This is a genomic window from Desulforegula conservatrix Mb1Pa (assembly GCF_000426225.1).
In the GTDB taxonomy this organism is placed as follows: Bacteria; Desulfobacterota; Desulfobacteria; order Desulfobacterales; family Desulforegulaceae; genus Desulforegula; species Desulforegula conservatrix.
In genome coordinates, this window is record NZ_AUEY01000040.1 from 1 (window position 1) to 23506 (window position 23506).

At 42.0% G+C, this 23506-nt stretch carries 22 protein-coding genes; 8 read left to right on the forward strand and 14 right to left on the reverse strand.

The window, feature by feature from the left end; genetic code table 11:
* Positions 1-214, reverse strand: a 214-nt coding sequence (locus tag K245_RS0113705; protein ID WP_027359714.1) for a transposase, incomplete at its 3' end; no start/stop codon positions are given.
* 360 nt (positions 215-574) lie between these two features.
* Here K245_RS0113705 and K245_RS24520 point away from each other — a divergent pair.
* The gene (locus K245_RS24520; protein WP_035277262.1) at positions 575-1762 is read left to right on the forward strand and encodes a class I SAM-dependent methyltransferase; all 1188 of its coding nucleotides are present in this window, start codon (positions 575-577) and stop codon (positions 1760-1762) included.
* An 84-nt stretch (positions 1763-1846) separates the two neighbouring features.
* On the opposite strand, the gene dmeF is transcribed toward K245_RS24520, so the two are convergent.
* The 3 genes from dmeF to K245_RS0113725 form a co-directional block, all read right to left on the reverse strand.
* A complete protein-coding gene (dmeF, locus tag K245_RS0113715; protein ID WP_027359715.1) occupies positions 1847-2803 on the reverse strand; it encodes a CDF family Co(II)/Ni(II) efflux transporter DmeF in 957 nt (318 codons plus the stop codon).
* Between the two features lie 201 nt (positions 2804-3004).
* Positions 3005-3658, reverse strand: coding sequence for a potassium channel family protein (locus tag K245_RS0113720; RefSeq protein WP_027359716.1), 654 nt, complete (start codon positions 3656-3658; stop codon positions 3005-3007).
* Positions 3659-3664: 6 nt separating this feature from the next.
* Entirely contained in the window at positions 3665-5122 is a 1458-nt protein-coding gene (locus K245_RS0113725; protein ID WP_051284133.1) for a TrkH family potassium uptake protein, read from the reverse strand.
* Positions 5123-5815: 693 nt separating this feature from the next.
* Between K245_RS0113725 and K245_RS0113730 the strand changes: the two genes are divergently transcribed.
* The gene (locus K245_RS0113730) at positions 5816-7150 is read left to right on the forward strand and encodes an ammonium transporter (protein WP_027359718.1); all 1335 of its coding nucleotides are present in this window, start codon (positions 5816-5818) and stop codon (positions 7148-7150) included.
* Positions 7151-7276: 126 nt separating this feature from the next.
* Here K245_RS0113730 and K245_RS0113735 read toward each other — a convergent pair whose 3' ends face one another.
* The 4 genes from K245_RS0113735 to K245_RS0113750 form a co-directional block, all read right to left on the reverse strand.
* Positions 7277-7531 carry a YkgJ family cysteine cluster protein gene (locus K245_RS0113735; RefSeq protein ID WP_027359719.1) on the reverse strand — a complete coding sequence of 85 codons (255 nt, stop codon included), beginning with the start codon at positions 7529-7531 and terminating at the stop codon, positions 7277-7279.
* 61 nt (positions 7532-7592) lie between these two features.
* Positions 7593-7895 carry a hypothetical protein gene (locus K245_RS0113740; RefSeq protein ID WP_156906797.1) on the reverse strand — a complete coding sequence of 101 codons (303 nt, stop codon included), beginning with the start codon at positions 7893-7895 and terminating at the stop codon, positions 7593-7595.
* A gap of 121 nt (positions 7896-8016) precedes the next feature.
* Positions 8017-9873, reverse strand: a complete 1857-nt coding sequence (gene nuoF, locus K245_RS0113745) for an NADH-quinone oxidoreductase subunit NuoF (RefSeq protein WP_035277265.1) — start codon at positions 9871-9873, stop codon at positions 8017-8019.
* 12 nt (positions 9874-9885) lie between these two features.
* Entirely contained in the window at positions 9886-10395 is a 510-nt protein-coding gene (locus K245_RS0113750) for an NADH-quinone oxidoreductase subunit NuoE family protein (protein ID WP_027359722.1), read from the reverse strand.
* 524 nt (positions 10396-10919) lie between these two features.
* Here K245_RS0113750 and K245_RS0113760 point away from each other — a divergent pair.
* The 4 genes from K245_RS0113760 (at position 10920) to K245_RS0113775 (ending at position 15180) form a co-directional block, all read left to right on the forward strand.
* Positions 10920-11747 (forward strand): purine-nucleoside phosphorylase, encoded by an 828-nt coding sequence (locus K245_RS0113760; protein WP_027359724.1) that lies wholly within the window; start codon positions 10920-10922, stop codon positions 11745-11747.
* Complete coding sequence (locus tag K245_RS0113765) at positions 11744-13078, forward strand: amidohydrolase (protein WP_232223830.1); 1335 nt, start codon at positions 11744-11746, stop codon at positions 13076-13078. The genes K245_RS0113760 and K245_RS0113765 overlap by 4 nt, the downstream gene beginning before the upstream one ends.
* Before the next feature lie 172 nt (positions 13079-13250).
* On the forward strand, positions 13251-14549 hold the full coding sequence (locus K245_RS0113770; RefSeq protein WP_035277267.1) for an amidohydrolase: 1299 nt from the start codon (positions 13251-13253) through the stop codon (positions 14547-14549).
* A gap of 115 nt (positions 14550-14664) precedes the next feature.
* Positions 14665-15180: a hypothetical protein gene (locus tag K245_RS0113775; RefSeq protein WP_156906798.1), complete on the forward strand. Its 516-nt coding sequence runs from the start codon at positions 14665-14667 to the stop codon at positions 15178-15180.
* 118 nt (positions 15181-15298) lie between these two features.
* Here the strand turns inward: K245_RS0113775 and K245_RS26700 are convergent, their stop codons facing one another.
* The 3 genes from K245_RS26700 to rdgC are packed head-to-tail and all read right to left on the reverse strand — an operon-like array spanning position 15299 to position 17640.
* Complete coding sequence (locus tag K245_RS26700; protein WP_051284134.1) at positions 15299-16453, reverse strand: AI-2E family transporter; 1155 nt, start codon at positions 16451-16453, stop codon at positions 15299-15301.
* Positions 16454-16468: 15 nt separating this feature from the next.
* On the reverse strand, positions 16469-17011 hold the full coding sequence (locus K245_RS0113785) for a hypothetical protein (protein WP_027359728.1): 543 nt from the start codon (positions 17009-17011) through the stop codon (positions 16469-16471).
* Between the two features lie 14 nt (positions 17012-17025).
* Positions 17026-17640, reverse strand: coding sequence for a recombination-associated protein RdgC (gene rdgC, locus K245_RS0113790; protein ID WP_027359729.1), 615 nt, complete (start codon positions 17638-17640; stop codon positions 17026-17028).
* A 580-nt stretch (positions 17641-18220) separates the two neighbouring features.
* Here rdgC and K245_RS0113800 point away from each other — a divergent pair.
* Both K245_RS0113800 and K245_RS0113805 read left to right on the forward strand, forming a co-directional pair.
* The gene (locus tag K245_RS0113800; protein ID WP_027359730.1) at positions 18221-19924 is read left to right on the forward strand and encodes a GspE/PulE family protein; all 1704 of its coding nucleotides are present in this window, start codon (positions 18221-18223) and stop codon (positions 19922-19924) included.
* A gap of 162 nt (positions 19925-20086) precedes the next feature.
* Positions 20087-20485, forward strand: coding sequence for a nuclear transport factor 2-like protein (locus tag K245_RS0113805; protein ID WP_027359731.1), 399 nt, complete (start codon positions 20087-20089; stop codon positions 20483-20485).
* A gap of 35 nt (positions 20486-20520) precedes the next feature.
* Here K245_RS0113805 and K245_RS24530 read toward each other — a convergent pair whose 3' ends face one another.
* The 3 genes from K245_RS24530 to K245_RS0113820 all read right to left on the reverse strand — a co-directional run bounded on the left by K245_RS24530 (position 20521) and on the right by K245_RS0113820 (position 23051).
* Entirely contained in the window at positions 20521-21072 is a 552-nt protein-coding gene (locus K245_RS24530) for an ATP-binding protein (RefSeq protein ID WP_035277269.1), read from the reverse strand.
* Positions 21069-21743 carry a PHP-associated domain-containing protein gene (locus tag K245_RS0113815; protein ID WP_027359732.1) on the reverse strand — a complete coding sequence of 225 codons (675 nt, stop codon included), beginning with the start codon at positions 21741-21743 and terminating at the stop codon, positions 21069-21071. The genes K245_RS24530 and K245_RS0113815 overlap by 4 nt, the downstream gene beginning before the upstream one ends.
* A 105-nt stretch (positions 21744-21848) precedes the next feature.
* Positions 21849-23051, reverse strand: coding sequence for a response regulator (locus tag K245_RS0113820; protein ID WP_027359733.1), 1203 nt, complete (start codon positions 23049-23051; stop codon positions 21849-21851).
* Positions 23052-23506: the final 455 nt, after the last annotated feature.

Genomic DNA, 23506 nt, shown 5'->3' on the forward strand with positions numbered 1-23506 from the left:
CCTTTACCGACGCCTGATGGTGACACTTGTGGCATTGGTACAGATCTCTTGATTTGAGCTCGCAAAATTTCGAACCGCCGCAATTCGGACAACTAAAACCATGCGGCCATCTAAGTCTGAATAATGAGTCTTGGCACTTATCTTCGGTCCCATATTCGGACAGGAATTCGTGAATACTCTTTCCTTTTTGAAATTGGATCATATTTTTTGCCATGCTACACCTCCATCATATCTGGATAATCTTTCACATGCCTTAAGATAAGCATGGCGGAGTAAAAATGGTAATCAAAATTTTAAATATGGTCTGAGCTGCCAAGATAAGTCCTGAAATATATTCATTGCCCAGGGGGAAAATTATCATGTGTTGGAATATAAATATTTTGAATTACTGGACTATTCGTTCATAGGACTTATCTTTTGCTGTAAGTGTTGGTAATGTTTACTGACCTATTTGTACCGAATAATTTCAGGCTTTATGATTAGGGGTTCCTCTGGTTGAAGCTGCCACGATTGATTATGGATTTACGGGGACTCATAAAAATGTCTGTGATTTGAATGGCAGGAGGATCGCAAAATGATAGGTTCAGAAAGTGTTGCAGATGTGGAATTTTCTCTTGAGTGGAAGAGCGGGGATGCTTCTCACAGGGAAGTCAGCTTCAGAAGAATCAATTTCTGGAGAGATATCATGCCAGGAGATCTCTATTCTATGTTTATGGGATCTTTTGAGGGGGATCGCTTTGATACCAGGTTTCGTGCGGGTGAGTTTGTCCCTTTGTATAATCAGCACGGTGAGATAAAAATCAAAAGAAGCCTGTTCAATGATTCTAAGGCCTCACTAAGGGTCGGGAGATTTTATCCCCGTGGGTTGCTTAAAGGTCTGCCAGGTCTTTTTCCGGAAAACATAGAGCCTTTCAGATGCACTTATTATGACGGGGACTTACTCCACGCCGACTTTAATCATCCAATGGCTGGCAGGGAAGTCCATATTGAGGCCATGATTCGCGGTGTTAATCCTGTGGCAAACACCATTGGCGGGGAATGTGCCGTTTTATCCGAAGTGCTTGTTTCAGGGCCTGGGATGCAGGCCAGATGGAAAGAAAAACCTACTCATTTCATAAGTCATGAGGATGATTTTAAAAGAGAGATAGAGGAGGACGATTCATTTTTTTATCTTAATCCAAGATTTATTATGCACATAGATACTTTGGCAGCTTCAACGTTATCACGTCTATATGCAAAATATCTGAAGCCAAGGTATGATGTTCTTGATCTTATGACCAGCTGCGAATCCCACATCCCTGAGCATATTGAACTGAATTCAGTAACCGGACTTGGAATGAATATGGATGAAATGCTCGCTAATCCGGTACTTACAAAGCGGCTTGTTCATGATCTTAACAAAAATCACATCATGCCTTTTGATTCAGGCAGTTTTGATACTGTTTTATGTTCTCTGTCTGTGGAGTATTTAATCAGGCCTGTGGATGTATTTTCTGAGGTGGCAAGAATATTGAAACCTGGGGGCAGATTCGTTGTCTCATTTTCCAACAGATGGTTTCCTCCAAAAGCAATAAGGCTGTGGGCCGAATTGCATGACTTTGAAAAAATGGGACTTGTTCTGGATTATTTTATGAAAACAGATCTTTTTGAAAATCTTGAAACATTTTCTTCACGTGGCTATCCAAGGCCTTATGATGACAAATATTTCCCTTCCCAGAGGTTGTCAGACCCTGTTTATGCCGTGGCAGGGGAGAGAAAGTAGAAGCATTTGGGCGGTTGCGATTATCTTTCATCATATAATGACTGATTAAGGGGCTTTGGGGAAAAGCCCCAGAAGCTATTACTCTCAATGATGCTTCAAACTGTTAACTTCCACGGCAACATGAACTATTGCCTTAAATTGTTCGAGCATGTTTTTGAAATGTGCGGGGCCCATTTTTCTTGAGGAAATGCTTATCATTGCGGCATATTCGGATGAGTTTATTTTCCACATATGGAAGTCGAGTATTTTTGTTTCTCCATCAGACGTTATAATTTTGTGGACTTCGTTAATCAGCCCTTGGTTTGTATTTCGGTCCACAAGAATTTCTGAAGTTGTTATAATCAGGCCGTAAGCCCATTTAAGAATAACAACACTGCCAACGGCTCCCATGAAAGGGTCGAGCCAGTTCCATCCCAGGTATTTCCCTGCTGAAAGCGCAAATATGGCTGTAATCGACGTAATGGCGTCTGCCGCGACATGGAAATAAGCAGCCCTTAGATTGTGGTCGTGATCTCCGTGGCTGTGATCTTTATGCTTGTGGCCTTCATGTTTTGATCCGTCTCTGTGACTATGATCGTTGTGTTCATGGGTTTCATGTAAAATAACTGCTGAAACCAGATTTACAATAAGACCGATCACGGCCACTATTATTGCCTCGTTGAATCTTATCTGCTCAGGCGCAAAAAATCTTTCCACTGATTCAAAACATATCAGGATAGCGGCAAAACCCAGCATAACTGCGCTGGCAAAACCGCCAAGAACGCTTATTTTGCCTGTTCCGAACACATAGGCCGGGTCTTTTGCGTGCTTTCTTGCATATGCATATGCAAAGAATGCGACCCCAAGTGCAAGTACATGGGTTCCCATGTGCCATCCGTCCGCAAGAAGTGCCATCGATCCGAAAATCATTCCTGACGCTACTTCTGCAACCATCATTATTGCTGTTATCCAGATGACATATTTGACTTTTTTTTCGCCGGACTGATCAGGCAGGGCAAAATCATGGCTGTGAACCCATTCGTCAATTTCAAGAAAATTCATTTTATGAGCCCTTTTAAATTATTAATAACAGCTAATAATTTTAGTCTATCCGAAAAACAACCATAAAAGTAAATAATAATATTGAAAATTCTTCTTGCATTTGATGGTTTCGACTGATTTCAGATCACATTTTGGCTAATTTCCCTCACAAGCAGGCCTGATGATTATAGTCACCCCTGGATCTGGCCTTGATATGCAGGTTCATAATTTCTTCATTTTTTCAAGGGACTTGTTGTCACCCAGTATTATCATTATATCACTGTCTTTCAGCATAAAGTGGCCTGTCGGGATCATATGGACCCTCTCAGGAATGAGTTCCTTTATCGCTATAACCTGAATGCCGTATTTATTTATAAGGTCAAGATCCTTGAGTTTTTTGCCGAGAAAGGAGCTGGGTGGAGCCATCTGAACAATACTGTAGTCTTCCATAAAAGGAAGGTAGTCAAGCATATTTGGTGCGTGCAGTTTTTCAGCAAGGGATATTGCCTGGTCCCTTTCAGGAAATAGAATCTCGGACACCCCTATTTTCTGGAGAATTTTTGCATGGGAATCGGACAATGCCTTGGCTATTATTCTTTTTATTCCAATTTCCTGGAGGTTCAGAACAGTCAGAATGGAGTTACCAAGAATGGATCCTATACAGACAACAACTGCGTCCATATCCCTTATTCCTGTCGCTGTAATGGCTTCTAAGTCTGTTGTATCCGCAACTATTGCCCTTGTAACATCATCCTTGATTCTTTGAACAAGGGACTGGTTTTTGTCAATGGCCATTACTTCATGTCCGCTTCTGTATAAATGTACGGCAAGGTAATAACCGAAATTGCCCAGACCAATGACTCCGAACTGTTTCATTGTTTTTTATCCAATCATAATATTTTCTTCAGCATAGAAAAAAGCGGCCTGGCTTTTTCTTGAAATTGCGATGGCAATCATCAGGGGGCCGAGTCTTCCTATAAACATGACGCCAGATATTATAAGCTTGCCAAGTACGGTTAACTTTGAGGTTATGCCCATGGAAAGACCAACTGTTCCAAAGGCGCTTACTGTCTCGAAAAGAATTGTCATCAGGCCGCCCTGGCTCTCCGAAGGTGACAGTCCCTTGAATTCGGATATGAGGAGCAGCATGACCGAGGCTCCCACAAGGGTCATGCTTATAAGGACTACGTTTATGGCCCTGGTTATACTCTGGTTAGGGATTGTTCGGCAGAAAATTTTTGTGTACTCATGGCCCCTGAGTTTTGATATCGCAAGAAGGGTCAAAGTCGCGGCAGTAGTTGTTTTTACTCCACCTGCGCATGAGCCGGGACAGGCCCCGATGAACATCAGAAGTATGCAGATCAAAAGGCTTACTCCTGTCATTCCCCCGATCGGAATTGTATTAAATCCCGCCGTTCTTGTGCTAACTGACTGAAAATATGCGCACAGAATTTTGTGACAAGGAGCAAGCTCGGCCAGGGTGTTTTCCCATTCAAGAAAAGCTATTGAAACTGTTCCGAAAATTATCAGTATGGCAGTTGTGACAAATACAAGTTTTGTGTGAAGGCTAAGTCTTCGTATTCTCTCCCTTGTGTATGGAAGCCTTCTCCATATTTCGGCAAGAACAAGAAATCCTATACCTCCTAAAATAATGAGGGAGCTTATTGTCAGGCTTACAATCCAGTCTGTCTTGTAATTTTCAAGACTATTTGAAAAAAGAGCAAAACCAGCGTTGCAGAAAGCGCTCACAGAATGAAAAACAGCGCTGTATACGCCCTTTACCAAGCCCTGTTCAGGAACAAATCTGCAGGCAAGAAGAGCGGCTCCAATACCTTCTATTATAAGAGTGAATTGGAGAACCTCTTTCGCAATGGTGGCCGGGCTTCTTTGGCCTCCGTGGGTATACGTATCCTGAATCACGTCCTTTTCAGTCAGGGACAAACGTTTTCCGGCCATCATCATGAATATTATTGAGAGGGTCATTATGCCCAGACCGCCTATCTGAATAAGGGAAAGCAGAACTATTTCACCAAAAAGGTTGAATTCCCTGCCGACATCTATTGTGGCAAGTCCTGTTACGCATACTGCGGAAGTGGATGTGAACAGGGCATCAATGAAAGATACGTTTTTGTTTTCGGCTGAAATTGGAAGTGAAAGCAGAAAAGCCCCCAGAAGTATGATTCCGAGGAAGGAGAGAACAAGAATTCTTGATGGATCATGGATGATGTTTTTGGCTCTTCTTTTCAATCTGGCCTTTAAGCGTTCCTTATTTTTAATCTCAAGAACCAGGGTTTTAAGTCGCCACAGATTATTGGATAAAGGCCGTCTGGATATCTTCATGTATTCCTGTGTTGTTATGATTTGATGGTCTTGCAAAAAGCTCGAAAAGAACGCCTGCGTCATGCCGGGCTTAATCAGACATCTTTGTATTTTCAAATACTTCTGAATTTCGGCCTGCGCCGGAATGACCAAAATCGAACTTTTTGCTACTTTGCCATGATTTTAATAGTTTCAAATTTGCTTAAAAATATTTTTATAGCAAATATGCTAAAAGATCTAACACAAAACATAAGAAGATACCAATTTTGTATTGACAGTACGATCTGTTAGGCCCGAAGAGTCGCTTTCTTGTTAGTATGTTAAATGAATTGAGAGTCCCGGGATATTAGCCCAATGAATCTTTTAAGTAGCAGTAATTTTAGACGCCATTTTTTAACTTAAAAGCTATTATTTACCTCGCTCATTTCAAGGATGGATAATTCAATTCTGTATAATATTATTTTGCGTATACATATCAAACATATTTCAAAATATTACTTTTTTGAATACATTAATACAAAAATGTAGTTGTAAAAAAAACACAAAAACAAATTTGTTGTAAATTAGTTTGATAATTATATTGATTTATTGTCGTCATCATTTGAATTTATTCATTAAAAATTAGTGCCAAGTTTTTTTTAATACAAGTGGCATTCATCTTGCATCTAACCCGGTGTTTTTTGAAAACAACAAAAAAAATCGGAGGCAGGTTTAATGAATAGAAGATTGAATGGATGGATCTCAATTTTTTTAATGAGTTTTTTACCAACAGCAGCTTTTGCTGCGGATGCTGTCCCTGTTGACACAGGAACAACTTCATGGATGCTTATCTCAACGGCACTTGTTCTTCTCATGGTTCCTGGACTCGCAATGTTCTACGGCGGTCTTGTAAGAACCAAGAATGTTCTTTCAACAATGATGCACAGTTTTGTGGCAATGGCCATCATTGGTGTATTATGGGTAATATTAGGCTACTCGCTTACCTTTGGGAAAAGCATTTTTGGCGGATTTGTGGGGTGGGACTGGTCTTATTTTTTTCTTAATGGAATAGACGACGCTATTGAAAATGGTATTCCTCTATACATAATTGCAATGTTCCAGGGTAAATTTGCCATCATAACCCCGGCCCTAATAAGCGGCGCGCTTGCTGAGAGGGTGTATTTCAAAGGCTACTGTTTATTCATATCTTTATGGTTTCTTTTCATTTATTCGCCCTTATGCCACTGGATCTGGGCTCCGGACGGATGGCTGTTCAAATTCGGCGCCGTTGGCGTAATTGACCTTGCAGGCGGTCTTGTAATACATGTTTCCGCGGGAACCAGCGCCCTTGTTGTGGCTCTTTTCCTTGGAAAAAGAAAAGGCTTTCCTGAAAAGCCGATGCTTCCGAACAATCTTGTCATGACCATGATGGGCGCAGGACTTTTGTGGGTAGGTTGGTTTGGATTTAACGCAGGTTCAACAGTCCAGAGCGGTCTGAATACTGCGAGGGCTCTTACCATGACCCAGATTTCAGCCGCTAGCGGAGCGCTCTGCTGGCTTGCCATAGAAGCATTTGTTCATAAAAAAGCAACTTCCCTTGGTTTTGTTTCAGGAATACTTGCGGGTCTTGTTGCAATAACTCCCGCAGCCGGTGTCGTAAAGCCAGTCGGCGCCATGGTACTTGGTACCTTGTCATCAATATTATGTTATTATGCACTTCAGCTTAAGATGAAATTCAAATATGATGACAGCCTTGACTGCTTCGGAATTCATGGCGTCGGAAGTGGCATGGGCGTTATTCTTCTTTCCTTTTTCATAAGAGACAGCTGGATGGCTGATGCTGCCAAGGCTTCGGCAACCGGAAAATGGACTGTGTTTGACCAGCTTGGCGTTCAGTGCGTAGGAATGATTGTTACAATACTGTTTTCAGGAATCCTGACATATGTCATATGCCATGTGGTTGACAAAATCACCGGATTCAGGATTGATGAGGAAAGTGAAGTCATGGGGCTTGATTATTCGCTTCATGGTGAAAACGGCTATGGTATGGTCAATTCTGATCTGGTATAGTAGCCTTTTTGATTCTGCCTCCTGGGCCTGATTGCGGCCTGTTAATAACCCGCCGTTCTTCTGATTTTCAGCTGAACGGCGGGTTTTATTTTTCATGTGTTAACTCCAGAATATGTGTTGCTCGAATCATGGGATGGTCGCAAGCTCAAGCATGTTCAAAAAAGAGATGGCTGCATCTGCTCCTTGTCCGCACATTTCATCCGATGGCTTTAGATTGACACATACTTCAGGCCTTTCATCTGTTCCGAATATTTTGCACATTCCGTTTTCTGTAAGTTGAATGCATCTGACACCCGCAGGTTTGCCATTCGGCATTCCTGGTATTGAAGAAGATATTGAAGGCGCAATACAGCAGGCCGCGCATCCTGGACGGCATTTCATTGTTATTTAGGCCTTATCGTTTATTGCATTAGGCATAGTTGATTGCATCCATGATAACCTATCAATATTGCAAAATAATATTAAACTCATCATCTGGCCAAGAATGGTTTTTTTTAATGGTTTCCTCATCCAGAGGAAAGACTTTTTTGTCACCTTCATTTGAATAGATTGTTATTTCATCAGGGAAGTATGAACATGACAGCTCTATAAAAATAACAAGTCCTATCGTGGAATACTCAATTTCTCCCTGAAATATTCCTTCATCTATCTTTAATAAATCAGCCTTCTGAACGGTCCACCCTTTTTTTATTTCAGCATACAGTTTTGTTATTTCTGGTTTATCGCTCTGTACGATAATTTTCAAAATTCCCATAGGGCATTTGGCAAAGCAGCATTCTACAAATATTGAAAAAAAGAAAATCAAGAAAATGATGGGGATGTTTTTTTTCAGCACGAGCGTCTGCTTCTCCAAATGTTTTATCAAATTACAGAATCGCCTCAAACCTGCATGCCTTATAACATGAAAGGCATTTCGTGCATTTGTCCCTGTCAATCGAGGCAGCCTGTTTTTTCTGCCACAATATTGCTTTTGCTGGACATGCTTTGAAGCACAGGCCGCATTTCGTGCACTTTTCTGTATCAACTTTGAATTCCAGAAGACTTGCGCATCTTTTTGCAGGGCATTTTTTATCTTTGATGTGTGCCTCATATTCGTGCCTGAAATGCCTCAAGGTCGAAAGAACAGGATTCGGTGCTGTCTGGCCCAGTCCGCAGAGTGACGTCGATTTTATGAATTCTGACAATTCCTCAAGCTCTGCTATGTCCTCATCTTTCCCTTCGCCTGTCGTGATTCTGTCAAGAATCTCAAGCAGTCTTGAGCTTCCTTCCCTGCAAGGAGTGCATTTCCCGCAGGATTCATCTTTGATGAAGTCTATGAAGAATCTTGCCATATCCACCATGCAGCTTGTTTCATCCATGACAATCACGCCGCCGGAACCCATTATGGCTCCAGCCTGGATAATGGCTTCGTAATCCACCGGAGTATCAAGAAATGCTTCGGGAATACATCCGCCTGACGGGCCTCCAAGCTGGACGGCCTTGAATTTTCGCTTGTTTGGAATGCCTCCGCAAATATCAAAGATAAGACTTCTAAGGCTGATTCCCATTGGTATTTCCACAAGGCCGACCGTGTTTATGCTTCCTGACATTGCAAAGACTTTTGTTCCCTTGCTCGTTAGAGTCCCCATTGAAGAATATGCCTCTGCGCCTTCGCGTATTATGCTTGGAACAGTTGAAAGGGTTTCGACATTGTTTATTACGGTCGGTTTTCCAAACAGCCCTTTCTGTGCAGGGTATGGAGGCCTTGGCCTGGGCATTCCGCGCTTGCCTTCTATTGAAAGCATGAGAGCGGTTTCCTCTCCGCAAACAAAAGCTCCTGCACCTTGGCATATTTCTATGTCAAGTCCCATCCCTGTCCCAAAAATATTCCTGCCGAGAAAATTGTATTCCCGCGCCTTGGCCAGAGCTTTTTCCAGCATTTTTATCGCAAGGGGATATTCTGTACGGCAGTAGATATAGCCGTGGGTCGCTCCGAAAGCCTTTGCTGCTATTATCATTCCTTCAAGTACGGAATGAGGGTCAGATTCCAGAATGCTTCTGTCCATGAATGCCCCTGGGTCGCCTTCGTCCGCGTTGCAGATTATATATTTAACGTCTGATTTATTGTTAAAGGCTATGTCCCATTTTCTGCCAGTTGGAAATCCGCCACCGCCCCTTCCCCTGAGTCCTGAGGCAAGGATTTCTTTTATTATCTGTTCGGATTCCATTTCAGTAACAGCCTTGAGAGCCGCAAAATAACCGTCCCTGGCTATATATTCATCTATGCTTTCAGGATCAATGACACCCTTGTTCCTCATTGTGAAAAGAACCTGGGATTTAAAGAAATCAAGCTCATCTATTTTTTTCAGGTCAAACCCCGACATATCTTTGCAAGCAAGGGCATGTGACATTACAGGCGCACCTGCTTTTACATGGTTTTCAAACACCTCGGCCATTTTTTCAGGTGTCATTTTCTGATATATGACCGATGCTTCGCCTTTACGCATTATTGTTACATTTGGCTCACTGGCGCAAAGGCCGATGCAGCCTGAAAGGGATATGTCAACAGGAAGGTCTGAAGCCGCAGAAATATTCTTTGCTGCTTCAAGGATTTTTCTTGCGCCAGCAGCGTATCCGCATGTTCCTGTGTGAATCAGTATGCGTACTTTCGTTGATCCGGATTCCATATTCATGGTTTCAAGGTTTTTTTTCTTAATCTGATTGAGGATCTGAATGGATGCCATATTTTTGCGCCCCTATTTATATTCAGAAAGAATGTCGTTTATCTTTTCAGCTGTCATCGCGCCGTGGGTATCATCATTAACCACCATTACAGGGGCAAGGCTGCATGCTCCGAGGCAGCGCACATGCTCAAGTCCGAATCTGTTATCATCAGATATTCCTGATGGCCCAATCTGGTATTCATTGACTATCCTGTCATTTATTTCTTTTATGCCTTTGACATAGCAGGCTGTACCCATGCAGAGCCTGATTGTATTCTTTCCTTTAGGAGTAAGTGAAAAGAGAGAATAAAACGATGCGACACCGAAAACATCGCTGAGAGGAAATCTAAGGAATCTTGAAACATGTATGATTAATTCCTCAGAAAGATAGCCGTTGATTTCCTGACATTCCCTTAATGCTGCAATGATCTGGGATTTTTTGCCCACATATTTTTCAAGCACAAGATCGATTCTCACCCAGTCAGGGGTAGCTTCACAGCAGCTTTTTGCCTCGCCTTTATTTACGGATTGCATTGCCACCATATTAAGTCCTCCATTTGCTGGTGTTCATTAAGAAAATCGATGAGATTCTGCAGATTGTAAAATGTAATATTATACAGATTTTTTATGATACATGAAACCTATACTTCACATTGTCATAAATTGAACTCTTCTGTTAGATGAAAGGTCAAAGGCCGCTTTTTGAAAAAAGCTTGGCAAAAACTTTTCGGTTATGGATTCTTTTTCTTGAAAAACATATGTTCTCAACTCGTAATATAAAAACCATAGAAGTTTTGGGAAAGGTCTGGAAAATCCTTTTTCAAAAGGGTTTTCCAGTAATAGTGCAACAGCAGGCTTGCCATTCAAACGGCCTGAGTCATTTCAAATGTTCAAGCTGTGACATTGATGAGTATATCTTTGATGATGCTGAAAAAACAAATGACGCTTTTCTCAATACACCAAACATGGTAATTCATAAAATCTTTCTCGTATATGCCCATAACTTATGGCCTGATTGAATCAGGCTTGCGTGTCTTAAAATCCCTCTTTTTAATAAAAGGACTCTTATGGAAGAATATGTAAAAAAGGTTAAAGAAACCGCTGCTTTCATAAAAAAGAATATTTCCGAAATGCCCGTGACTGGTCTGCTTACTGGAACTGGTCTTGGAGACAGCGTTGCTGGCATAAATGTCTTACATGCCTTTGATTACAAGGATATTCCCAATTTTCCGGTGTCCACGGTGGAAAGCCATAAGGGCAAACTTATTTTCGGAGATATTTCAGGACACAGGATCGTGGCAATGCAGGGAAGATTCCATATGTATGAAGGATATTCTCCGCTTGAGGTTACTTTTCCCATAAGGGTCATGCAGGAACTGGGCGTGCAGAATCTGATAGTCACAAATGCTGCCGGCGGTTTAAATCTGTCATTTTCACCCGGGGACATAATGTTGATAAGGGATCACATAAACATGTCAGGTGAAAACCCTCTCATCGGCCCGAATGTGGACTCATGGGGTGTGAGATTCCCGGATATGTCGGCTGTCTATGATCTGGGATTGGCCGCGATTGCCCTTGATGCCGCAATAAAGCATGATCTGGATATGTTTCAGGGCGTTTATGTTGGACTCAAGGGTCCATCCCTTGAAACCCCTGCTGAAACGAGATTCATAAGGATGATTGGCGCGGATGCGGTTGGTTTTTCCACAATCCCCGAAATCATTGTCGCCGTTCATGCAGGAATGAAGGTGCTTGGTCTTTCGACAATAACAAATGTGAATGATCCTGATCATCAGGAAAAAGCCACTGTTGAGGAAATTATTGACGTGGCTGTCAAGGCTGCTCCAAAAGTTGCATTGATAATAAAACATGTTCTGGAGACACTTGAGCTATGACCCAAACAATGAACCAGGCCATAAAGAAACATGCAGACCTTATAATTAAAAATGGAACAGTCCTTGTAATGGACAATGCCGAAACCCTTATCAAAAATGGTTTTGTGGCTGTATGCGGTGACTCAATTGCAGAAGTGGCATCTTCAGAAAAATTAGGCGAGTGGGAAGCCTTAAAAACCATTGACGCAAAGGGCGGAATAATCATGCCCGGATTCGTCAATACCCACACCCACGCAGCCATGACCTGTTTTCGCGGCCTTGCCGATGATCTGCCCCTCATGGCCTGGCTGAATGACCATATCTTCCCTGCCGAGGCAAAGCTTGATCACGATATGGTTTATAAGGGATCTATGCTTGCCTGTGTTGAGATGATCATGTCAGGTACTACAACTTTCTGTGACATGTATCTCTTTGAAGATGCTGTTGCTGAAGCCGCAGCTGCCTCAGGCATGCGTGCGGTTGTAGGCGAGGTTCTATATAATTTCCCTTCTCCATGCTATGGCCCGCTCGAAAAAGGATTCGAATATACAGAAAATCTGATTTTGAAATGGAAAAGCAATCCGCTGATAACAATTGCGGTGGAGCCTCATTCGCCTTATCTCTGCTCACCTGATCTTCTTAAAACAGCTTTTACCCTGGCAAAAAAGCACGATGCTCCGCTTGTTATCCATCTTTCTGAAACTCTGCACGAGGTCGATCAGATAAGATCAGAACGCGGAAAAACTCCGGTAGAGTATCTTGCAGAACACGGCTTTCTCGATAAAAATCTTGTGGCTGCACACTGTGTTTATCTTAGTCAGAACGATATGGATCTTTTAAGAAGCTTTGACGTAAAGGTTGCGCATAATCCTGTGAGCAATATGAAGCTCGCATCCGGCATAGCGCCTGTTCCATCCATGATTGCCCACGGAATAACTGTTGGCCTTGGGACAGACGGATGCGCCAGCAATAACAATCTGGATATGTTCAGGGAAATGGACATGTGCGCCAAGCTTCATAAAGTCTCGACCCTTGATCCAACTGTTATGAATGCCCATCAAACCCTCAGGATGGCGACCGCAGACGGAGCAAAAGTTCTTGGGCTTGATTCAATTACAGGAACGCTGGAAAAAGGCAAAAAAGCCGACATTATTGTGATTGACACTGACGCGCCTCATCTTTGCCCAATTTATAATCCATATTCCCATCTTGTTTATTCCGCATGCGGTAGCGATGTTTCCTGCACAGTAATTAACGGGAAAGTGCTCATGGAAGACAGGCTGCTTGTATCTCTGGATGTAAGGAAAATAATGGATGATGTTAGGAAAATTGCGGAAAAGATCAGAAAATAAGACTCATGGGTCTTCTCAGGTCTCTTTTTTGTAAAAAAGCTTCGCAAAAAACTTTCAGGATTTTAATTTTAGTCTGTGTCGGTTTAGAGAGTTCTTTGCTCGTAACCCAACATTGATTAGAAGGCTTGCGCACCAAGCCCTCAGCAGACCAGACATATTTTTCGGAAATTTTATGAAAACTTTATTGATCCGTAACTGCACTGCAATCACTGTAAATAGTAATTTTGACATAATAGAAAACGCTGAAATAAGAATTTCTGACGGTCGTATTGTATCAGTGGCAAAATGTACAAATATGCCCGGGATTGATGACTCTGAAGAAATAATCGACGCAGAGGGCGGAATCGTAATGCCCGGCCTTGTCAATACCCATACACATCTGCCCATGACTCTTTTCAGAGGGCTGGCCGATGACATGCCCCTAATGACCTGGCTTAATGATTATATATTTCCGGCAGAAGCAGAATATATAAATGCGGAATCAGCCAGAGCTGGCGCGCTTCTTGGGTGCGCGGAAATGCTTCTTTCAGGCACTACTTCCTGCTGCGACGGATATTTCCATGAAGACAGCGTTGCAATGGCCATGTTCGAATCAGGAATCAGGGGAATAGCAGCTCATGGGATTATCGATTTTCCTGCGCCGGGAGTTCCTGATCCTTCTAAAAACGTCGAGGCAGCTTCAATTTTCGCAAAAAAATGGCTTGGAGTTAATGGCCTCATAAAACCAGCGTTTTTCTGTCATTCTCCCTACACATGCTCGGCCGAAACCATAATAAACGCAAAAAAAGAAGCCGATCATCTTGGTCTTAAGTTTTTCATCCATGTTTCAGAAACCAAGGGTGAAGTAGATTCAATGAAGGCCGAAAAAGGAATGAGTCCGGTTCAGTACCTTGATTCCCTTGGTGTTCTTGGCGAAAATACAATTGCGGTGCACTGCGTGTGGGTTGACGATATCGATATGGAGATTCTTGCATCAAAAAAGGTCTTTGTTTCCCACGCACCCGAAAGCAATATGAAGCTTGGGTCTGGCATTGCGCATATTTATTCTATGATTGAAAATGGAATCCGTGTAGGGCTTGGAACAGACGGTTGCGCCAGCAATAATGATTTGGATTTATTGAGTGAGATGGACACAGCTGCAAAGCTCCAGAAGGTTTTTTTGCATGATCCGGCAGTAATGAATGCGGAAACCGTAATCAGAATGGCAACTATTAGAGGCGCGGAACTCATGGGGCTTGATCATGTGATTGGCTCAATAGAACCAGGCAAGGCCGCAGATCTGATAATAATAGACACAAAAAAGCCCCATATGCGCCCGATGTTTCATCATGCGTCCCAGGTGGTTTATGCTGCCAAAGGCTCTGATGTCCGCCATGTGTTTGTTGATGGAAAACATATTGTAAAGGATTTTCAGCTATTGAGTCTTGATATACATGTTATTTCCGAAGCGGTGGAGCAGTCAGTCAGGTGATTGAAGAAAGAATAAAGTCTTTTTGCCAGAGTTTAATACGGCAGCAGCATCTGCATTGTGCCTGAACCCTCTAAAGAAAAAAGTTCTAATAATAGCGCCTGAAAAGGACTTCAATATGTATAAATTTGTATTAATCATTCTTTTTTTCATTTGTTTTATATGTGAAGAACCAGGCTGGGCCGAGGCAAAAAAATCACTTCCTGCCTTGCTGGACTCTTTGAAGGTCGAGGCCGTTACCCATTGGGGTGATCGATTATGCATAGCCCGTAGACTTGATTGTGGTTACGAATTAGAAGTTTACCGGAAAAATACCTCAAAGAAACTTGTTAGAATATATTCAATAATGCTCGATGGTATCTATCATCTTGATGGAACGATCTCTGAAGATTTTTTGGTCGTATATGGATCTTCGGCCGTTGCCACTCAGATGAGCCTCTTGCGTTGGGATGAGAAAAAAAAGAGGGTATTGAAATTTGATGACAGTCGATTCAATGGAGATTCCCGTTTGCATCCCGAAATCTTTAGGCAACCGAAGGGGTTTCAGTTACTGACTTATGGGAATATCAATGATATGGGTAATGAGCCTGATTTATCGAAATGGTATGCCAATATGATTAGAGGCTATTTCTAAAAAGATTTATCCCTAAAGTTTTTGGGGGATAGGCGGACAACATCCTACTTATTTTTGTGACTTTTTTCAAAAAGCGACCCTCCGGCACACAGTTTCCTTTTTGCGAGACCTTGATCTTTTATTCCGCAGTCTTTCCCTTAATTGCATATCCGAAAATATATGTACACACTGGAACTCCGAGAATAAGTCCCCAAAGGTTGAAAAGCTTCCCTCCGATTGTCAGGATTATGAGGACAATCACAGGATTGATGCGCATATATGTTCCGTATATTCTGGGGTTAAGAATATATCCTTCAATAAGATGAATTACCGTTACCATCACAATTGAAAGAAGCATTGTTTGAAGGCCGGATGTCTGTAAGGAGATCAGACAAATGGGAATGGAGCTGACGAATACCCCCGCAACAGGAATAAAGCTGCAGAAAAAGACTATGACTGAAAGAAAGGCTACGCTTTGACCGAGTCCAAGGATCGATATCCCTATGGCTGTAAGAAAACTGTTCATGATGGCAATTATGAGCTGGGCCTCAAGGGATCTGCCGAGAACATTGGCAAAATCCCTTATGTTTTCTGATACTTCAAGATAAATAAAGCTGAGTTTTGTTTTTTTTAGCTCAGCTACATTTTCCCGCAGATTAGGCATATCAAGGACAATAAGAAACGAAAACAGCAAAGACAGCAAAAAGGCTGAGCTAGCAGACGCTATTCTGCCGCTTATGCCGCCTAATCTTTCCAGCACCTGGTTCATGTTTTTAAGGCCCGGGGCTTCTTCTCCAAGGCCAGCAAGGTGCTGGAGAAGAGCCATTGTAGGTGATTTCGCAACCGGAGCCTTTGCTGTCAACTCTGTAACTTCATCAGTTTTCAGCTGGGGGATTATTTCTTTGACTATGGGATATTTCGCCCCAAATATAAAAAGCTCCTGATCCATTCTTGCTACGTACTCGGTGAACTTTGACACAAATATTTCAGTTTGCTGCTTGACTTTTGGCACAAGAAAAATGCCCGCAGCTGTCAGAATTCCAAGTATGAGTGAAGCCATTATAAGAACTCTCAATGTCCTGTTTCTGACGAATCGTTCGAGTCTCTTTACGCCCCTAGTCTGAATGTATGCAAAGACGAATGTGAAAAAAACAAGTAGAAAAAAAGATCTCAGGATATAAAGTGCCGCAAAAAGAGTACCCCATGCGAGCACTTTGTTAAAGATCGGCATAACATTGCTCTTATTCCAGATGCTTCCATCATTCTCTTTCTTTTCAGATTGTTGCATAGACATTCAAGTATTCCTGACTTATACGTTTTTATTACCTATGATCCATTTCTGCATCGCTGGGACTGTATTTCTGTGCCAGTCTTCCGAAATCCTCAGTTTTATGAACAGCTTGAATAAGCCTTCCATTATGTTGACAGCTTTTTCACACAGGAATATTTTTTCAAGAACAGCGCCGTCTTCTTCATCTTCCTTATTCTCTATGTTGCCAGTTTCAGGAACCTTGAGTGACGACAAAGACAGATTTTCACCTTTTATTCCAAATCTCCACTGGCTGTCATTGGAAGTTATGACAAGGTTCATCTCGGAAACCGTGGCTCCTTTACTGAGAGCTATTGAACCTTCGGCGAGATCTGCCTCGTCACCTTTTATGGTTATGACTTCCACAGTATCTTTGAGATTTCTGTTTTCAAAGACTACCTTGTTGCCGATGGCAATGGATTCCATGTCTGGCTCTGCAGCCGTCAAAATGCCAATTTCGTTGTCAATCATATACCATAACCAGGTGAGGAATTCCTGACCGACAAATTTGTATTTATTATAGGCTACCGCTATATCAAGCATTATATCTGCTCCATTTATATTCTGAAAGATGTGGGGGTAAGTTTAAGAAAAGCGTCTTTTTCCTGTGGTGAGAAATCACAGCAAAGCTCAGCCATGGAATAAGGAAAAAGCCTAACCAGTCTCAGTCCAAATGATTTTGAGAATAGGGTTTCTAATTCCTCTCCGGCGGCCTTGAGTCCAGTAAAAAACCAGACTTCATTTTTTTCCATATCCCACATTAGATCATAGATGTCAGGATTTGATGGTACGCGTGACATCAGCATATTAATAATGCTTTCCTTGATTTCTTTTTTTTCTGCCTTTGATAGAAAAGTTTTGCCTGACTCTGAAAGCCTTCTGGCTGATTCAATCGCGACATGTTTTTTTACTGCCTTTGAAGACACTGTTTTCTTGTCTATCCTCACGGAAAAAACAAAAAACTGCATGATCTGGAACTTCTCGGCCTCAAAATCGGCAGAAAAAGAATTTGAAAAACTTGTCCAGCCAGACATGAATTCTGCCGTGTCATCCTCTATTTCAGGGAATCTGTGTTTTTTCAGTCCTTCCTTGACTGTCTCGATTAGATTCTCGGGAATTTGTCCTTCTATTTTGTAACGGTTTATTGAAACACTTCCGGAAAGTAGGCCCATCTGTAATCCTTAAAAAAAGTTTTAATAAAGAGTTATTTGAAAAATTATTTTTTGATTCATGCTTATTGCCGGACGTCTGAAAAAAACAATTTCCATAGAGACTCTTAAAGAAATGACAAATCTATACTGTTTCAAAATTTTTTCAAGGAGGGTTTTAAAAGATAGTCTGAGCAAATAACGGTTTTTTTGTTTTAAGGCCTTCATCCCGAATAAAGGCATTGATAAAGATGTTTTCGGTGGTCAGACTCGGAATAAAAATTGAAGTCAACTTTGAATCAACTTGCTTAAAAATGTTCAAAAAACTATTATAAATCCTGTGGATTGTCATTTTTAACCATTATCAGATGGTGTCTTTATGTTTTTATTTCGATCTCCATAAGCATATCTTTATTCTGATTTGATGGACTCGCAAAAAGACAAATGAAAGCGACGGTGTCATGCCAGATTTGATCCGGCATCCAGTATTTTCAGACACTTCTGGATTATGGCCTGCGCCGCAATGAATTAAATCTGACTTTTTGCGACCTTGTCATATTTGATTCAGTTCTTTTTCGGATTGTTCACGCGCGGAGGGGACCATATGATAAAACGCAAAATAGGTGATATTCTTATTGAAAAAGGCCTTGTCACAGACGAACAGGTCGGCACAGCCCTTGCTCTCCAGAAAACAAACAAGAGAAAGCTTGGTATTATTATGGTTGGCCTTGGTTATCTGACCGAGGAAGAAATAATTCAGACTCTTTCAGAAAAATTTGATTACGAGGTTGTTGACTGTGGAGAGCTTACCCTTACCGAGCAGCTGATGAATCTTGTTCCAAAAAAGATGGCGGAAAAAGAGGTTATAATTCCGGTCGAGCTTGAAGGCAAGAGGCTGAAAATAGCTGTTTCCGACCCTCTCAATCTTGGGGCAGTGGATGATCTGAAGTTTAGAACAGGCCTCAACATCGATATAGTCCTTTCAACAGAAACCTCGATAATGGCTGCGGTTGAAAGAAATTACGGAAAGAGCGAGCAGATATGGAGCCTTATAAAAGAAATTCCCACACACTCTGAAGTGGAATTTTTAAAAGAGGAGGAGGAGAAAAACCATCGTTATGTCGAAGCTGAAGCCCTTATACGCCTCAGCGCTACTCCTCCGATCATAAAACTTGTAAGCATGATCTTTGTGGACGCCGTCAAATCAAGGGCAAGCGATATACATATTGAGCCCGGTCAGAATCAGGTCAGGGTCAGGTACAGGATTGACGGTGAGCTTGTCGAGGCTCATAAATATCCAAAAGAAATCATGGATTCCGTCGTGTCAAGGGTAAAAATTCTTTCGAACCTTGATATAACAAACAGACGCACCCCCCAGGACGGAAGGGCATCCATAAGATACAAGGACTCCACAGTCGATCTCAGGGTTTCGACCCTTCCTTCAATTTATGGTGAAACTATAGTAATAAGAATTCTGGATAAATCCATGGGGCTTATCAAGTTTCATGATGTTGGTATGCCAGACAGAATTCAAAGGCTATATTCAGAAATTATTGCAAACCCACAGGGTGTAATAATAATTACAGGCCCCACCGGAAGTGGTAAAACCTCTACTATTTACGCATCACTCAATCAGCTTGTTTCTGAACAGAAGAACATAGTGAGTGTCGAAGATCCGATAGAATTCAATATGCCCGGAATTACCCAGACCCAGGTTAATGAGGCCGTAGGGCTTACATTCCCTGTGGCTTTAAGGGCTTTTTTCAGACAGGACCCTGACATCATGATGGTTGGAGAGGTACGAGATCTCGAGACCGCCCAGATAGCTGTAAGGGCGGCCCTGACAGGCCATCTGGTCATTACGACCCTGCACACCAACGACGCTGTTTCAACCCTAACCAGACTTATAGATATAGGCGTTGAAAAATTCCTTGTGGCTTCAACAGTAATAGGAATCATGGCCCAGAGGCTCGTTCGCAAGATATGCCCCAGATGCAGGGTGGAGATCGATGTCCCTTCAATTTATAAGGCTTCTCACCTGCCTGTAATATCAAGATGCTTTAGGGGAGCTGGTTGTGATCATTGCCGACAGACAGGGTATTGGGGGCGAATAGGAGTTTTTGAACTTCTTCCTGCAACTCCCAGGATAAAATCGGCTCTTTCAGGCGACTTCAGTGAGGAGGCTCTCTGGGAAGCTGCCAAGGCCGAAGGTTTTACGACAATGTTCGAAGATGGAATCAAAAAAATAGAGGAAGGTGTCACAACGATTGAGGAAGCATTTGCAAAAATCCCTTATGTACAGAGATAATAATTTTTATCTGTACAAATACTCATATGGAATTTCAGGCCTTTTCATTTTTATAAATAAGGCTTGGGATTCTTTTTTATTTTGCGCTTCATATTTTTTTGACTATCTGTACTTGAGATAAATAATTAATTTGAAAACATTCAGACATTTTAAGGTGGCATAATGGAAGAAATGATTAAAACACAGCTCGAAAAATGGCACGATGTGGTTTTTAACAAGAATATGGCGGGTCTTGAAGAAATGCTGGCTGACGACATTGTCTTTTACTCCCCTGCCTTGTGGAAGCCCAAAACCACAAAAATTGAGGCCGTGGCAATTCTAAGCACTGTAATAGAGGTTTTTGATAATTTCACCTATCATCGTGAACTTACTCCTGATCGCAGGTGGGCACTTGAATTCAGCGCAAATGTCGGTGAAAAGGGAATAAAGGGAATCGATCTAATTGAGTTTAATGAAAACTGGAAGATTCATAAATTCGAAGTCTTTATAAGGCCTTTGACAGGACTCATGGCTCTTGCCGAAACCATGGGCCAAAGGCTGAAGGAAAAAGGCTATATCTGACAATCTTGTGCCCAACCTTCAAGGATTGGGCACCTTCAAAGCTTATATGGTTTTACCACCTTGACGCTGCTGATAAAAGGCCGTGATTGATTGAACAAATACATGAGATTGAATCCGGTGCCATTGTCCGTGAAAAAAATATGGAAATCCCGGCTATCGATCATTCGTTTTAAGCCATTTCCAGCCATGTGAAAATAGGCTTTCCCCTTTATATACCGGTCCATGACCCTATCAATTTCAAATCCTGTACCGGTGTCCTTTATTCTGATGATAAGGCCTTTTTCTCCGAGATAGACATTCAGTTCAATCGGTTTTGTTGGGTCTTTTTTGTGGCCGTGGCAGAATGCATTTGAAAGAGCTTCGCATATAATTCCTTTGTCACCAATGAGTTCAAATCTCAGGTGTGACATCCAGGGGTCGAGAACTCCGGCTATAATCCGTTCGTAAGTAAAAAGCCAGTCATACTCTGGTTTATAAGTGGAGTTAGGATTTTTTGTGCAGTCAGAAGGAATGATTGTCTCGGTGAAAATAACCCTGCCATCAAAAATATTCATAAGGCCTTTGTCGAGATTGATGTCAGTTATCATAAAATCACCGTTTCTACATTTCCTTCCTTGGTCATGGGTGTTACCATGCCTTTTTTTATCATTTCCGCAAGATCTTTTTCGTGGTCAGGAAGATGGGGGAAACACGTGTAAACTTTGCCAAGGTTCTCGCTGCAATGGGCATCACTTCCCGCAACAGGAACCAGCCCCATACATAGGCAAAGGGTAATGGTTTTTGTTCTTATGTCGTCCCGTGTCATTGTCGATGCAACCTCTATGCTGTCAACCCCGCTTACAAAAGCCTTGTTAGAACACAGACAGCCGGAGGTGTGATAGGGATGGACGAGGATGGTGACGGCTTGGTTTTCATTTGCCAGAGCAATCAACCTTTCATATTCAATCCCAGGATAAATTCCCTTTGAATTATCAAGGCCAATGACAATTACATGGAACAGCGAGGTGCTTACTTCAACACCAGAATAAATCCTTCGTCCTTGCGGCAGACGCCTGTTAATCTCTTTAATCCTCTCATCTGGCCACATCCTGTTGTGTTCTGTTATGACAATGCCATTTAGAACTTTTTTATCCATGGTGTCGGGAATAGTTTCCGGATTGTGCAGCTCGGCGCAGGCTGAACCGAAAGCTGTATGCACGTGCAGATCAATTCTGACCTGCGCCGAATGTCCAGGCTTGTATATAGTTTCTTTTAACATGATTCTTTAATCCGCATCTCTTCCTGAGAAGAGAGATGTTTAAGATGATAAATCCTATTCCCTGCATGCTTCAACAGAAACCGTTGCCTTGAGACTTAGTCAAGCTTATCTGAAATGCTCGGCAATTTCCATTATGATGGTTTCAAGCCTCATTTTTGACATTGCGACATTCCCTTCCTTGTCTATGACAATAACTACATGAACATGAGCTCTTCCTGCTGCCGTGACAGCATAATCTGTGGACTCATTCAGACAACGCGTAAAAATATGAGCTTTGGGCGCCTCAATATGTACAAGCTGACCTCTGCCTACACCCATAATTTCCGTCGCCTTCTGAGCTTTCAGCAAGACATCGTTTGCAAGGGCTCCAAGTTCTGCCAGGTTTACTCCGGCTATATTTAATTCCGTTACAAGCTCCCCATGTGGAGAAAAAGCGCCCGCAGCCATAAAACCGTCAACGGCCTTGAATTTGTCCAATGATTCTTTGATACTGGCCATGTTGTTAACTCCTTTTATTATGGGATTCCGGTTATAATCATGATCACCTTGCAGATGATCATCCTTTAAAGTGTTTTCCAGGTTTTCTTCACATTCATTTATTTGATTTACGGTCGCCTGTTCCCGTATCTCCGCAGCCCTGCGTTCGTCCATCCTCTGCATGCCTTCCATGAGAATCTGCATGAGATTTGAATGAATGATCCGTTTAATTTTTTTTTGGGGAATTTTTTTGAAACCTATTTGAATATCCTGATATTCCAGAAGATCATATATTGCATCCACTCCTTTCACGCCTGAAAACACGGCATTTATCAGTTCTCCTCCCTCGAAATAAACATGGCCGATTTTTTCCTGTACCTTAACTTCAAGAAGGCAGGTCTTACGTTCGGAATGAATCAGCTGCATGAAACTTGAAAGAGAAATGCCAAATGAGCATTCATGTGAGTTATTGCGTACTGTTTCGATTATTGTTTTTGCAAAATCATTGAAATTGACTGGTTTTTCAAAAATTGTCATGGTTCGTTCAGGATTAAGCCTGCTTTCAATTTCCGGAGTGTTGAAAGCAGTCATGACCATCGCCGGAAGGCCTGGATAGTATTCTGAAATATGTGCAAGGACTTCAAATCCATCCATCTCAGGCATTTTAAGATCGGTAACAACAAGATCGACCTCCTTGGAGCCAAGTATTTTGATTGCTTCGATCCCGTTTTCAGCCGTAATTATATTCAACTCATCGCTGAAAGGCTCAAAACCTTTTTTCATACTGAAAAGCAGAGAATTCTCGTCATCAATGATCAGAACGGTTTTCATACCAATTGCCTTTAATATTAAAGGTTTCGAACACAGACCTAATATGTTCGGGTATAATGCTAAATACATGCCAATGACCGCAAACAGCCAAACTTGATGGACTCGCTAAAGTCAAAAATGACTTTAGCTTCATGCCTGACCTGATCCGGCATCATTGTAATTTCAACCAGTTCTGGATTCCGGCCTGCGCAGGAATGACAGTAACAGTTTTTTTTGCAACCTTGTCAAAATTCAAGCCTGCGCTTGTTTTGAGGTAGGTAAATCTTTGATTAAACTATAATTCTGACTCATTTCAGGTAGTTTGTTTTGGAATAGTGATTTGTTATAGATCAGTCGCCATTATGAACTATCTGAACCTTAAATTTCATGGTCTCTCAAAAAATCATAAAAGGGCTTCAGCGTCATGCCGGACTCGATCCGGCATCCAGTATTATCAGATACTTCTGGATTACGGC

Coding starts and splice junctions, on each gene's coding strand:
- K245_RS24520 (WP_035277262.1), top strand. CDS start 575: ATGATAGGTTCAGAAAGTGTTGCAGATGTGGAATTTTCTCTTGAGTGG.
- dmeF (WP_027359715.1), bottom strand. CDS start 2,803: ATGAATTTTCTTGAAATTGACGAATGGGTTCACAGCCATGATTTTGCC.
- K245_RS0113720 (WP_027359716.1), bottom strand. CDS start 3,658: ATGAAACAGTTCGGAGTCATTGGTCTGGGCAATTTCGGTTATTACCTT.
- K245_RS0113725 (WP_051284133.1), bottom strand. CDS start 5,122: ATGAAGATATCCAGACGGCCTTTATCCAATAATCTGTGGCGACTTAAA.
- K245_RS0113730 (WP_027359718.1), top strand. CDS start 5,816: ATGAATAGAAGATTGAATGGATGGATCTCAATTTTTTTAATGAGTTTT.
- K245_RS0113735 (WP_027359719.1), bottom strand. CDS start 7,531: ATGAAATGCCGTCCAGGATGCGCGGCCTGCTGTATTGCGCCTTCAATA.
- nuoF (WP_035277265.1), bottom strand. CDS start 9,873: ATGGCATCCATTCAGATCCTCAATCAGATTAAGAAAAAAAACCTTGAA.
- K245_RS0113750 (WP_027359722.1), bottom strand. CDS start 10,395: ATGGTGGCAATGCAATCCGTAAATAAAGGCGAGGCAAAAAGCTGCTGT.
- K245_RS0113760 (WP_027359724.1), top strand. CDS start 10,920: ATGGAAGAATATGTAAAAAAGGTTAAAGAAACCGCTGCTTTCATAAAA.
- K245_RS0113765 (WP_232223830.1), top strand. CDS start 11,744: ATGACCCAAACAATGAACCAGGCCATAAAGAAACATGCAGACCTTATA.
- K245_RS0113770 (WP_035277267.1), top strand. CDS start 13,251: ATGAAAACTTTATTGATCCGTAACTGCACTGCAATCACTGTAAATAGT.
- K245_RS0113775 (WP_156906798.1), top strand. CDS start 14,665: ATGTATAAATTTGTATTAATCATTCTTTTTTTCATTTGTTTTATATGT.
- K245_RS26700 (WP_051284134.1), bottom strand. CDS start 16,453: ATGTCTATGCAACAATCTGAAAAGAAAGAGAATGATGGAAGCATCTGG.
- K245_RS0113785 (WP_027359728.1), bottom strand. CDS start 17,011: ATGCTTGATATAGCGGTAGCCTATAATAAATACAAATTTGTCGGTCAG.
- rdgC (WP_027359729.1), bottom strand. CDS start 17,640: ATGGGCCTACTTTCCGGAAGTGTTTCAATAAACCGTTACAAAATAGAA.
- K245_RS0113800 (WP_027359730.1), top strand. CDS start 18,221: ATGATAAAACGCAAAATAGGTGATATTCTTATTGAAAAAGGCCTTGTC.
- K245_RS0113805 (WP_027359731.1), top strand. CDS start 20,087: ATGGAAGAAATGATTAAAACACAGCTCGAAAAATGGCACGATGTGGTT.
- K245_RS24530 (WP_035277269.1), bottom strand. CDS start 21,072: ATGATAACTGACATCAATCTCGACAAAGGCCTTATGAATATTTTTGAT.
- K245_RS0113815 (WP_027359732.1), bottom strand. CDS start 21,743: ATGTTAAAAGAAACTATATACAAGCCTGGACATTCGGCGCAGGTCAGA.
- K245_RS0113820 (WP_027359733.1), bottom strand. CDS start 23,051: ATGAAAACCGTTCTGATCATTGATGACGAGAATTCTCTGCTTTTCAGT.